Genomic DNA, 11435 nt, shown 5'->3' with positions numbered 1-11435 from the left:
AGGCAGAGCTGGTATCGACGACGTTCTCGTCGGCTTCGACGCGCGCCATCACATCGTCTGCGTCGGCGTAGTATTCGTTGATGAGCGCGGTGAAACGTCGGTAGTCGGAGACTTCCTTGTCGAGGAGGTACTGAAGGAACTTCTCGCGGTTTCGAAGTTCGCGCCGGAGTTCGGTCCGGGACCACCCGTTTTCTCGTTGAATCTCGTCGAGTAGCGAGCTATCGTTCCGGTCGAACGTGTCGTCTTCGGGGTCCCACGAGAAGGCCGACGAGTAGTCGAGTTCGCCCGTCCGCTGGTCGATTGCGCCGATTTCGCCGATAGCCTGCGAACGGCGGACGCGCTCGCCCTCGTGACGGGTGAGCGTCTGCACACAAAGCAGGTCGAGCGACTGGACCATCGCACGAGGGACGTTAATCGGTTCGTTCTCCAGTCGGTTGATGACCGTCTCGATGCTGTCTGCGTGCATCGTCGAGAACGTCGTGTGGCCCGTGTTCATCGCCTGAAAGAGCGTCACGGCTTCCTTGCCACGAACCTCGCCGACGATGATGTACTCGGGGCGGTGACGAAGCGCCGACCGAAGGAGGTCGTACATCGTGATGTCCGACCCCTGGTGGAGTCGCTCACGGGTGACAGACGAGAGCCAGTTGTCGTGGTACAGCGCGAGTTCGCGGGTGTCCTCGATGGAAAGCACCTTCGACCGCGGCGGAACGAACATCGACACCGCGTTCATCGAGGTAGTCTTCCCGGACGCAGTTCCGCCCGCGAAGATGAGGCTCTTGTTGTGTTCGATACAGAGCCACAGGTACGCCATCTGCTCGATGGAGAACGTGCCGTACTTCACGAGGTCGATGGGAGTAAACGGCTCTTCGGCGTACAATCGGATGGTGAATGCCGACCCTCGTGGAGTGACTTCTTCGCCCAGTGCCAACTCCGCACGAGCACCGTTCGGGAGCGTCGTCCCGAGTACCGGGTCGCCGACGCTTATGTGTTGCCCGGAACGCTGTGCGAGGCGGATGACGAAGTTATCGAGTTCCTCCTTTCTGAAGGCGATGTTCGTCCCGATGTCTGTGTACTCGTCGTGGTAGACGAAAATCGGGAGGTCGTACCCGTCACAGGAGATATCCTCGATGTGCGGGTCGTCCATCAGGGGGTCGAGCGGGCCGTATCCATGGAAGTCACGCCGAAGATAATACAACAGCGTGTAAAACGAGTCCATCCCCAATTCCAGCCCGTACTGTTCGAGAAGCGACTGCAACTCCTCGATAAGCGCCTTTTCGGAAGTCGGGTCGGCGTTCTGTCGGTATAACAGCGGGTCGCGGATGTCGGTTCGAACGCGTTCGAGCAGCGACGCCTCGAACTCGTCGAGGTCTGGTTCGACAGTGTGGTACTGATGGGCGGTTGCGTCCGTGTCGTAGGTAATGACTACGTACGCGAACGGGGCATTTACCCAGTAGCGGTCGATTTCGTGGTGTCCGTCGGGAATGTCGTAGGTTCCGAGTGGTGTTTCACCCGGGGTCAACGGCAGCACGTCGAGATTCGACCCGCGAAGCATCTCCGCGGTCCGCTGGAGGATTCGACGGATTTCTGACGCAGCGATGTCGAACTCGCCGTCTCGAAGGAGTCGAAAAACTCCTCGGTCAGCCGACGAATCGAATGGCGGTCTCGCGTCTCCCTTGGTTTCTCGTGCCATCGTCACCCGGTGAGTTGGTCAGATGGTAAGGTGGGTCCCTACTTAAATGGTCCGCGAATTGTGAATATACGCTGCTTACGAGTGTGCAGTCACGTGCGGTCGACTGTCAGCAACACGCCGCCAAAGACGAGAGAGATAATGACGCCCAGCGGGAGCGGGATGCCGGGAATCCCGCGAGTCGCCAACAGATACGTGGCGACTGCGAGAACGACGCCGGTGAGTCCGAGGAGACCCCCAGCGAGTCGAACCGGGTCGACGGGACCGGCTTCGACCCGCTCTTCGCGCAGGTAGTAGACGACCGAAAAGAGGACGGCGACCGCCATGAGCGCCGCGCCGACGACCCACGCCTGATAGGCGGTGGCGACAGACTGCCCCGACTGGAGCGCCATCGCGGAAAGGGGGTCGCGGACGGCAACGCGCTGGGAGAGTCCCCACGCATACTGGATTTCGGCGAACGGAAATCTGACGTACAGAAGGCTCACCCCAGCGATGTTCGCCGTGTACGTGATGTTCCACGGGAGGAGTGCACAGAGCCACGTCGAGATGACTGCCAGCGCACCTGCGTGTTCAGAGCGGACCCAAACCATGCGGTAATCGGCACAGTGCGACGGGTAAAAACTACCGACCACATCCGGATATCGGTCGGCAAAGCGGCGTCACGTTAATACGTAGCGCAGTACAACGAAGGGATACGGAATGCGGCGTGACTACTTCGAACTCGACGTCCGTGACGTCGATTGGTACGAGGACAGCGGTGACCCTCACCAACCGACGGTCTCCATCGACTTCTATGGCCCGCCCGAAGAGCTTCGAGCGCGCTTTACCGCCTCCGGTGGCGAGGTACTCGCCGCCAAGGAGTTGGACGTGACCTTCCGACTTCAAGGCGCTATCGACGACCCTGATGCACGAGGCGTCGTGAGTGTGACAGACCGACTGACCGGCGACTACGTACTAGAACTCAACGCCCACGCGGACGACGTACTCCACTTTATCGGTGCGGCTCGCGAGTATGGTCGAGCCTCGGACAATATCGACGGACGATATCGCGTGGATGTCTCTATCGAAGGTGAGCACTTTGCGACCTTTGAGAAGTCGACGTTCCTCGTCTACGACGGCGATGGAACGTTGCTTCGCGGTCAGAGTCTCATCCCCTCTGGCGTCGAACTCTGAGCCGCGGTACTCCGACGCTCACGTTCGTTAATGTACGATATCGGCCCGAACCACGTCTTCTTTATCGGCTGCCTCCGCAGAGCGTAGCGTGAGGAACGTAACCGACCGCACGAGAAACCCGTTCGACATGCGACCGTCGTGTGACCGGTTCGTCCCCGGCTACGGCGACGCCAACGCTGACTTTCACGTCATCGGCGACCATCCGGACGTCCACGGCGGTGTCGAAACCGGCGTGCCGTTTACGACCGATGCGAATGATGGATTCCAAGCGGCGCTCAAGGAGGCCGGTCTGCTGGAAACGACGGGCGACGAACCGACAGTAAACCGAACGTTCTTTTCGTACCTGCACATGTGCGTGCCGGACGGAACCCCGACAGCAGCCGACTATACCGACATGGAGCGGTTCTTCGACGCGGAACTCCGCGCTATCGCCGCGCACGTACTCCTCCCGGTCGGCGCGGTGGCGACGGAACACGTGTTGAACAACTACACGTCCGTCGGCTGGAAGACGACCATCGACATGGAGGAACTGCACGGAACAGAACTTCGAGGCAGTGGTTTTCTCGTATTGCCTATCAAGGACCCGGTAGAGTGGGACGACGGCGACCACGACGAACTCGTCGCTGGACTGTTGGAACTCCAGTCGACCGACTTCCGCCGTGAATCCGATCTCGGTCGATTCATGCCCGGAGCCGACCCGTACCTGGTCAGATAACGTACTTTCGACCGTATTCGACCGTAGTCGTTCGATTCTCTGAATTCTTCACGATTCTGCCGTTCGTTCGTCCAGTAAGAACCATTAGGGTTATCATTTGTTCACTAAATGCGGCTAAATGGGTGAAATAAGAGTATATTTATCCAGAGGTTCTGGAGGCCATGGTCCAAATTGGCGAGAACAAAGGACTTTTTACAACAAGCATCCAACGTGGTGATGACGCGCGTGGTTCGATTCATTTCCGCCGGGCGCGTCAGGCAACTGTGAGACTGGTGCTCCTCGCAGTGGCTTGGTCAGTCCGGGGACTCGCGCTCGGCCGCGGTCCCCGCTCTTACTCCTTACAAGAGCGACAGCTCTATGTCGCCGTTACTGGTCGATACGTCGAGCGTCGGCCCACCCTCACTGAGCGTCCCGCTTAGCCCGGTCCGAGAGGAAGTGGCGTCGGACAACGAGAGGCCAGTCGATTCGACCGACTCGTTAGTCGTCTGTGCGACAAGTTCAACACTTAGTTCCTGAGCGAGCGCCGCATCGACGCCCCCGTTCGAGGACTCGATAGTCGTGTCGTCACGAATCGCTGGAACGTCTACTTCAACCGAGCCATTCGTGGTCTGGGCCGTGTCGATGCCGCCCACGTCCTGTGCAGTGATGCTTCCGTTGGTGGTCGAAAGCGCCACAAACCCGTCGATTCGGCGTGCTTCGACGCTTCCGTTCGTCGACTGCGTTTCGAGGTCACCGGTGGTCCCTTGGATGTCGACACCCCCATTCGTCGTCGTCGCACGACCGACTGGGAGTTCCGGCGGGACGCGAACCTCGAGGTTGACGCTGACTCGGTCGGCAGCCTCAGCTTGGTCGACTCGCTCGATAGTGAGTGGTTTGTCCCCCGTTGCATCGACCTGCACCGAGTCGAAATCGTCAGCGGAAAATCCACGTTTGACGATGTGAAGCTCGATTCCGTCTTCATCCCACGTGTGAATCTGGATACCTCCGTTACTGTTCAGTACCTCGACTGATTCGACATCCGCGGCCGAGACTGTTCGAGTCTCTTCTTCGCGTGCCTCGATTCCCGGTGCCGTACACCCTGCGAGTCCGGCGATTCCAAGCGCAGCACCGAGTCGAAGGAAGGAACGTCTGGTGCGGGATAACATGTACTCACAAACACCCTGGAATGACGATATGTTTTTCGACTGAGGTTTTTAAACGCGGTCAGCGAGACGTTTCAACGCCCCGTATCCGTACTGCAGTATCGGGTCTCCGTGGCCCGTCGCAATCACGTCGACTGCCGGACAACGGTCGGCGAACTCGCGGATACTTCGGCGGTTTTCGGCTCTGTTGGCAGTCATCACCCACGGCGTTGGCGCGAGTTTTCCATCCGATTCGCGGGCCATGTCGCCGACGAACGCAACGCCGTGTTGCTCGTGGACGTATGCAGTGTGCCCGGGTGTGTGTCCCGGCGTTCGGTACGCGACGAATCCGCCGAGATCGTCGCCGTCGTTGACGACTTCGACCGGGTTCGTCGGCCGTTCAAGTAGTGGGGAGAAGAGTCGCTGGAGGAGACCTTTGTGCGAGCGAATCGGTGGCTTCGACTGTCCCGTCACATACGACGCGTCCGGCTCTGCGATGTGGATTGGGACGTCCGAGCGAAGTCCGAGAGCAGCAAGCGTCCCAACGTGGTCGAGGTCGTAGTGCGTCACGAGGACGCGGTCTATGTCACCCGCAGTAAGCCCGGCATCGACGAGACCACGCAGCATCCGGTCGCGGTCCCACGGCGTGCCAGCATCGACGAGAACCACGTCGCCATCGTCGGAAACGAGATACGCATTCACCCCACGAAGTCGAAACCGACGGACCGAGTCGCGCAACGCACTCATATATCGACCTTGCGCTCAGACGACAAAAACCGTCGGCAGACTCGTCCGATTCGGTGACCTACCGGGAGGCAAAGAGGTACTGACCGGCATCGGCCAAGAACCCGCCGCCCCCGATAAGGGGACAAATCACGAGTCCGAAGAGGTCGATAGCAACGGGCCGAGTGAATCCGAGTGCGCCCGCCGCGATGACCAGCACCGGAACGATGGCAGCCAACGCGTAGAGCCACGTCGTCCACGCGTGTCCGAATCGACCGATGACGGCGAGAAGCGTGGTCGCGAGAAGGACCGAAGCCACCGGGAGGATGAGCGTCGTCGGCGACGACGAGGCGGCGACTTGCAGCGCGGCGATACTCGGGAGCGAGAGTGGAGACGACGCGAGAAGCGCCTGTACCGGTGCACCCGTGTCTATCGAGAGGAGCGCCGTCACGAACTCTGAACCAGTTGTGCTGAGGTACCACCCGAAGCTACCGAGATACACGAGCAGTGAGGCGAGCGTGAGTCCCCATCCGTACCAAAGCGGGTTCGTCGCGTCGCGCTCGGTCGTGGTTGTAGCTTCAGAGCGGTTTTTCTCGCGCTCGAACCGATTGGTCGTTCTCCCGCCGCCGGTTCGCGACGCTCGGCGGTTAGTGTCTGATGACCGACGGTTGGTTTGAGTTCGGGACGACCCGCTGGACGACCCAGTTGACGAGGATGTCGACCCTGCGGACGATGACCGCGAAGCTGTGGTCCGCGAGGAGGAAGCACGGGGCGACGACTGATTCGGCGTAGATGACCGGGCCGATGAGGACGACGAGGACGAGGAAGTGGAAGACGAAGCGGACGACGAGGATGAGGAAGCGGACGATGAGGAAGACGACCCCGAAGAAGACGAGCGGGCGTTTGTGTCGGTTGTATCCGTACTCTCTTCCTGTCCGGCCTGCCCGGGGAACTTGAACTTGGCTAGGCCATCGAGCCGTTTTTCGACGTACTTCCCGTGACCCATCCGGTCGTAGTCGGCGCGTTCTGCCTCGTCGGTGAGGACTTCGTAGGCCTTTCTGACGGCGGTGAACTGCGCTGGCGCTCGCTCGTCGTCGTTGACGTCGGGATGGTACTCCCGCGCCTTCTGGCGAAAGGCTTGCTTGATTTCGCCCCTCTCGGCGTCGCGTTCGACCCCGAGGAGTTCGTAGAAGTCCACCGGCATTCGATGTGCGATTCGATGCAACGACGGCTTTTGAATGTACCGGGCATATCAGCGTTTGATATGTCTCTCCACCCTCGGTGTTGACGGGTCACTGACACCGCCGAGTTCCTTCGGAATAATCATGAACCTCCACGGCCAGATGGCCGCATGGAACGAATTCGGCTCGGAAACACCGTCTTCGAAGGCCGGAACAACGCATACCTCATCCCCGGCGACCGACCGACGTTAGTCGACGTCGGCGTCGCGACGGATTCGGTTCGGCACGACGTTCGAGACGGCTTGCAGGCGGCCGGGTACGAGGTGTCCGACCTCGAAGCAATCGTCCTCACGCACTGGCACGCGGACCACACCGGCTTGGCAGGTGAACTACAGACTGAAAGTGGCGCGTCAGTCTACGTCCACGCGGACGACGCCGGTATCGTTGCTGGCGACCCCGAAGCGCTCGCCGAAGAGCGCGATATCCGCGACCGCCGCTTCAGCGAATGGGGAATTCCCGATGGCCCGCTCGACGAAGTGACCTCGTTCCTCGACGGCCACGACGAACTACAGGGCGACCGCGTCGATGTCACCCCGGTCGAAGACGGCGACCGAATCGCCGCCGGCGACGACGAACTCGAAGTCGTCCACTTCCCCGGCCACGCCGCCGGGTTGAGCGCCTTTGCCTTCGACGGCGACGACGGCCGCGAGGCGTTCGTCGGCGACGTGATTCTCCCGAAATACACGCCGAACGTCGGCGGCGCGGACCTCCGGGTCGACCGACCGCTCGAAACCTACCTCGACAGTCTCGCTCGCCTCGCCGACCAGAACTTCGCGCGGGCGTGGCCCGGTCACCGCGACCCCATCGACGACCCGGCAGAACGAGCGCGCGTCATCGCCGAGCACCACCGCGAGCGCACCCGGCGCGTCCTCTCGGTGCTCGACGAACACGGCCCGGCGAACGCATGGACCGTGAGTGCCCACCTCTTCGGCGACCTCTCGAACATCCACATCCTCCACGGTCCCGGCGAGGCGTTTGCCCACCTCGACCACCTCGTCGCCGAGGGCGTTATCGAGCGCGACGGCACCGAGTACGTGGCGGCCGCCGGCGACGTTGCAGTAGACGAACTCGTCCCTGTACCCGAGACGAAACGTTAAAACGCCGCTGGAGGGAACGGAGAGCCATGGAACTGCGGGTCATCGACAAGACCGACGAGGAACTCCGCATCGAAATCGGCGGCGAGGACCACACCTTCATGAACGTGCTGAAGGGTGAACTCCTCGAGACCGAAAGCGTCACTGCGGCCACCTACGACGTGAACCCCGAACAGTCCGGCGGCCAGACGGACCCCGTGCTCTCTATCAAGACGGAAGCGGGCGTCGACCCCCTCGACGCGCTCGGGGAGGCCGCCCGCGGCGTACAGAACACCGCCGAAAACATCACTTCGGCCTACGAAGCCGGTATCGACGCCTAATCTACGGACTTCTCTCTTCGTTTCTCACCCGCTGAGCGACGCGTCTCTGTGTGAGCCTTTCGCGTAGACGCTGTTTCTGTTGGTCGCGCCCGCTTAGTCGGCGTGCCCGTGGCCCTGCGCACTGTGTCCACCTTCTGAGCCGCCGGGTCCTTCGTAGTTCATCTCACCCGCCTCGATGCGGACCTGCAACCAGTTTTCCATCGGAACGAGCGGACACTCGTACCGTGGAGAGTACGCACAGAACGGGTTGTACGCGTAGTTGAAATCAAGGACCCACCGGCCGTCGTCGGTCCGGTCGGACGCTTCGAGGTCGAGATACCGGCCAGCACCGTAGGTCTCGTTCGTGTTCGTCTCGTCGCGGAAGGGGACCCAGAGCCGGTCCTCGTCGGGAGTCGAGCGGTAGGCGTCGAGAGCGTACGTCTCCCCGTCGAGTTCGAACGCGAAGCGGCCCCAGACGAGGTATTCGCGCTCGCCATCGGTCGACGTCCCGATGGTGATGGTTTCGGGGTCGTCGTACTCCTGTAGTTCGAGTTCGTATCGGAGGTTCGAGTCGGGGTCGAAGTAATCGAGACCGTCGAAGTGTTCGCGCTGGTCTGCCGGAATCGGCGAGTGGGTATCCGTGGCGAGAAAGCGGTCCTTCTGCTCGCGGTGTTTCCGGAGTTCTGAGAGCCAAGAAGCGTCGTGGGTCATCGCGAATCGAGATTTGTCGCCAGATGAGGTTAAGATTGGTTCCGACTGCGCAGGGGACGCACGACCGCAACAGGAGGGGATGCGCGGAAAATGCCCGCAGCAGGAAGGGGGAAGAGGAAGGGGGAGCGGAAGGGGGAAGCGGAAGGGGGAGAGGAAGGGGGAGGAGGAAGGAGGACGGAAAAGGGAGCGGAAAAAACGACCGAACAGGAAGGAGTGGCTTTCCTTACAGACGAACCGGCACGGCGTGGTCGTCGGGGAACTCCTTTACGTCCTGAATCGAGTACTCGTCGAAGTGGAAGATAGAGGCGGCGAGACCGGCGTCTGCACCGGCTTCGGTGAACACCTCGTACATGTCTTTGGGACCGCCACACCCGGAGGAGGCGATAACGGGCGTCGAGACGTTGTCGCAGACGGCTTTCGTCAGCGGGATGTCGTAGCCGTCTTTCGTTCCGTCGGTGTCGATGGAGTTGATGAAGAGTTCGCCAGCACCGCGGGATTCGGCCTCGCGGGCCCACTCGACCACGTCGACGCCGGTTCCTTCGCGGCCGCCCTTGACGGTGCATTCGAACCAGCATGATTCGCCGTCGACGTCGGCGTAGAACTCGCCTTCTTCGTCGTAGCGGCGGCGGGCGTCGACCGAGATAACGATGCATTGGCTTCCGAAGGACCGGGCACCCTTCTCGATGAGGTCGGGATTCTCCAGCGCCGCGGTGTTGATAGAGACCTTGTCGGCACCGGCGCGGAGCGTCTCTTTGATGTCGTCGCGGGTGCGGATGCCGCCACCAACGGTCAGCGGGATAAACACCTCGTCGGCGACGTTCGAGACGGTGTCGAGCATCGTCTCGCGGCCGTCGGCGGAGGCCGTGATGTCGAGAAAGACGAACTCGTCCGCGCCCGCCTCGTTGTAGCGTTTGGCCATCTCGACGGGGTCACCCGTGTACTTCAGGTCCTCGAAGTTGACCCCGGTGTAGACGGCCGGATTGCCGTCCTCGTCGAGGTCGACGTCGATACAGGGGATGATGCGCTTCGTGAGCATTCGTTACCGAATCGTTGGCGAAAGAGCCGTTTCACCGTTTCGACTACGGCAGGTGGCTCCACTCGGCGCGTCCAGCCCGTGGAAGTGGCCGCTCTGGCGGCGGTGGCGCTACACTGATACCGCTCTCCGGACTTGTCAGTGGCATGGATGCATCGACTCTCTTCCACCTCCACTACCACGTTCCCGATGTCGAATATGCGGCCACGGTCCTCTCGTCGTTCGGCATCACGCCCGCAGCGCGCTTCGGTTCGGTCGACGGCGAATCGGTCGCGCTGGAACCCGACGAGAATGCCCCACGCGACTTCCGACTTCGGTTACAGACGAACCGCGGCGGCACAGCCGACGTGACGCTCACGCCAGCGCCGCGACTGGCGTTCGACCACTTCGGCGTGATAGTCGACGACATTGCGGCGGTCGTCGAGCGGGCCGAGGCGCGCGACTGGTCGGTGACTGAAAACGAGCGCCGGACGTTCCTCGTCACCCCGTGGGGCTTCCGAATCGAACTCCAGTCGCCCGACAGCGACCTCGTGTCGGAACTCGGCGACGCGACCGACTGCCACTTCCGCGAAGTTTCGTTGGTCGTCCCGGTGGAGGCGCGCGACCAAATAGACCGGGCGATTCGGACAGTCGTCGGCGATGTGACGAACCTTCGGGTCGTCCCCGTGCGCGAGTCGACTCCCGCAGTGACGGGGGCACTTCTCGGCGGGAGCGAAGTCGAGACACAGCGGTTCGATATGCGGTCGCTGGTCGAAGATGCGGATGGGACGGGAGACCACGCGAGGCCGTAGTCGCAGTGGAATCTACGCGAGGTCGTAGACGCGGGCTTCCCACGGGCGAAGCGTCGTCTGCTCGACCGATTCGATATCAGCGTCGTAGTTGGAGACGAGTAGACTCGCATCGGTCCCGACGAGGTCCGCAGGTGGCTCGAAGACCGTTTCGTCGCCGCCGAAATTGAGAACGACGAGCAAGGTATCTGAACGCCCTTCGTCCGTCTCCAGCGTCCGCGTGTAGACCCACAACCGTTCGTGGTCGGAGAGACGGAGGTCGTAGTCGCCGTAAACCAGCACGTCGCGCTCCTTGCGCAGCGAGATGAGGTCGCGGTAGTAGTGCCAGATAGAATTCGGGTCGTCTCTCGCGTCCGCGGCGTTGATTTCGTCTTTGTTCGGATTGACCGGCATCCACGGCGTCGTGTCGGGGTCGGTGAAGTCCGCGTTGGGCGAGTCGTCCCACTGCATCGGCGTTCGGGCGTTGTCGCGGGTCCGGTAGCGGACGAGGTCCATCACGTCTTCGTCGGCGAGTCGCCCCGACCGCTGGGCGGCGCGGACGTTCTTGATGGTGTCCACGTCGCGTATCTCGTCGAGGGAGTCGAAGGGATAGTTTGTCATTCCCAGCTCCTCGCCCTGATAGATGTATGGCGTTCCGCGGAGGGTGTGCAGAAGCGTCGCGAGCAGGTTAGCTGACTCCGTGCGATAGTCGCCGGCGTCGGGGGAGCGAGAGACCATGCGCGGGTGGTCGTGATTGTGGGGAAACAGCGAGGTCCAGCGAGCGTCGGCGAGTCCGTCCAACCTGTGGGACGTCGTCTCTTTGAGTACCCGCGGCGACCACTCGTGATAGGGCTAGCGAGCGGGGTCTGTC

The 11435-nt window shown here is 61.7% G+C and carries 12 protein-coding genes and 1 pseudogene; 5 read left to right on the top strand and 8 right to left on the bottom strand.

The window, feature by feature from the left end:
• The coding region (locus QT222_RS14455) for a type II/IV secretion system ATPase subunit (protein WP_491477565.1) at nt 1-1690 on the bottom strand (1690 nt) is incomplete at its 3' end.
• Nucleotides 1691-1779: 89 nt separating this feature from the next.
• Nucleotides 1780-2277 (bottom strand): DUF7549 family protein, encoded by a 498-nt coding sequence (locus QT222_RS14450; RefSeq protein WP_004572639.1) that lies wholly within the window; start codon nt 2275-2277, stop codon nt 1780-1782.
• Nucleotides 2278-2386: 109 nt separating this feature from the next.
• On the opposite strand from QT222_RS14450, the gene QT222_RS14445 reads away from it, so the two are divergent.
• Together QT222_RS14445 and QT222_RS14440 are read left to right on the top strand one after the other, a co-directional pair.
• A complete protein-coding gene (locus QT222_RS14445; protein ID WP_004572638.1) occupies nt 2387-2860 on the top strand; it encodes a DUF5793 family protein in 474 nt (157 codons plus the stop codon).
• A gap of 88 nt (nt 2861-2948) precedes the next feature.
• Complete coding sequence (locus QT222_RS14440; RefSeq protein WP_491477564.1) at nt 2949-3575, top strand: uracil-DNA glycosylase family protein; 627 nt, start codon at nt 2949-2951, stop codon at nt 3573-3575.
• 338 nt (nt 3576-3913) lie between these two features.
• Here QT222_RS14440 and QT222_RS14435 read toward each other — a convergent pair whose 3' ends face one another.
• The 3 genes from QT222_RS14435 to QT222_RS14425 are packed head-to-tail and all read right to left on the bottom strand — an operon-like array spanning nt 3914 to nt 6623.
• Nucleotides 3914-4720, bottom strand: coding sequence for a DUF4097 family beta strand repeat-containing protein (locus QT222_RS14435; protein ID WP_491477563.1), 807 nt, complete (start codon nt 4718-4720; stop codon nt 3914-3916).
• A 48-nt stretch (nt 4721-4768) separates the two neighbouring features.
• Nucleotides 4769-5443, bottom strand: a complete 675-nt coding sequence (locus QT222_RS14430) for an MBL fold metallo-hydrolase (RefSeq protein WP_491477562.1) — start codon at nt 5441-5443, stop codon at nt 4769-4771.
• 58 nt (nt 5444-5501) lie between these two features.
• Nucleotides 5502-6623: a DnaJ domain-containing protein gene (locus QT222_RS14425; protein ID WP_491477566.1), complete on the bottom strand. Its 1122-nt coding sequence runs from the start codon at nt 6621-6623 to the stop codon at nt 5502-5504.
• Nucleotides 6624-6770: 147 nt separating this feature from the next.
• On the opposite strand from QT222_RS14425, the gene QT222_RS14420 reads away from it, so the two are divergent.
• A complete protein-coding gene (locus QT222_RS14420) occupies nt 6771-7757 on the top strand; it encodes an MBL fold metallo-hydrolase (protein ID WP_491477561.1) in 987 nt (328 codons plus the stop codon).
• A gap of 26 nt (nt 7758-7783) precedes the next feature.
• Nucleotides 7784-8074 (top strand): DNA-directed RNA polymerase subunit L, encoded by a 291-nt coding sequence (locus tag QT222_RS14415; RefSeq protein ID WP_004572632.1) that lies wholly within the window; start codon nt 7784-7786, stop codon nt 8072-8074.
• 93 nt (nt 8075-8167) lie between these two features.
• Here QT222_RS14415 and QT222_RS14410 read toward each other — a convergent pair whose 3' ends face one another.
• Together QT222_RS14410 and hisF are read right to left on the bottom strand one after the other, a co-directional pair.
• On the bottom strand, nt 8168-8764 hold the full coding sequence (locus QT222_RS14410) for a DUF1684 domain-containing protein (protein WP_004572631.1): 597 nt from the start codon (nt 8762-8764) through the stop codon (nt 8168-8170).
• Between the two features lie 223 nt (nt 8765-8987).
• Nucleotides 8988-9800 (bottom strand): imidazole glycerol phosphate synthase subunit HisF, encoded by an 813-nt coding sequence (hisF, locus tag QT222_RS14405; RefSeq protein ID WP_491477560.1) that lies wholly within the window; start codon nt 9798-9800, stop codon nt 8988-8990.
• A gap of 143 nt (nt 9801-9943) precedes the next feature.
• On the opposite strand from hisF, the gene QT222_RS14400 reads away from it, so the two are divergent.
• Nucleotides 9944-10588: a VOC family protein gene (locus QT222_RS14400; RefSeq protein ID WP_491477559.1), complete on the top strand. Its 645-nt coding sequence runs from the start codon at nt 9944-9946 to the stop codon at nt 10586-10588.
• 12 nt (nt 10589-10600) lie between these two features.
• Here the strand turns inward: QT222_RS14400 and QT222_RS14395 are convergent.
• Nucleotides 10601-11380 (bottom strand): annotated as a pseudogene (locus QT222_RS14395) (alpha-amylase family glycosyl hydrolase); the annotation flags it as partial.
• Between the last annotated feature and the right edge of the window lie 55 nt (nt 11381-11435).

The sequence above is a fragment of the Haloferax sp. s1 genome, from assembly GCF_058382125.1.
This window is presented reverse-complemented; position numbering and strand designations above follow the sequence as displayed.

Bases quoted from the DNA above. Each gene is read 5' to 3' on its own strand.
- QT222_RS14450 (WP_004572639.1), bottom strand. From the start codon at position 2,277: ATGGTTTGGGTCCGCTCTGAACACGCAGGTGCGCTGGCAGTCATCTCG.
- QT222_RS14445 (WP_004572638.1), top strand. From the start codon at position 2,387: ATGCGGCGTGACTACTTCGAACTCGACGTCCGTGACGTCGATTGGTAC.
- QT222_RS14435 (WP_491477563.1), bottom strand. From the start codon at position 4,720: ATGTTATCCCGCACCAGACGTTCCTTCCTTCGACTCGGTGCTGCGCTT.
- QT222_RS14430 (WP_491477562.1), bottom strand. From the start codon at position 5,443: ATGAGTGCGTTGCGCGACTCGGTCCGTCGGTTTCGACTTCGTGGGGTG.
- QT222_RS14425 (WP_491477566.1), bottom strand. From the start codon at position 6,623: ATGCCGGTGGACTTCTACGAACTCCTCGGGGTCGAACGCGACGCCGAG.
- QT222_RS14420 (WP_491477561.1), top strand. From the start codon at position 6,771: ATGGAACGAATTCGGCTCGGAAACACCGTCTTCGAAGGCCGGAACAAC.
- QT222_RS14415 (WP_004572632.1), top strand. From the start codon at position 7,784: ATGGAACTGCGGGTCATCGACAAGACCGACGAGGAACTCCGCATCGAA.
- QT222_RS14410 (WP_004572631.1), bottom strand. From the start codon at position 8,764: ATGACCCACGACGCTTCTTGGCTCTCAGAACTCCGGAAACACCGCGAG.
- hisF (WP_491477560.1), bottom strand. From the start codon at position 9,800: ATGCTCACGAAGCGCATCATCCCCTGTATCGACGTCGACCTCGACGAG.
- QT222_RS14400 (WP_491477559.1), top strand. From the start codon at position 9,944: ATGGATGCATCGACTCTCTTCCACCTCCACTACCACGTTCCCGATGTC.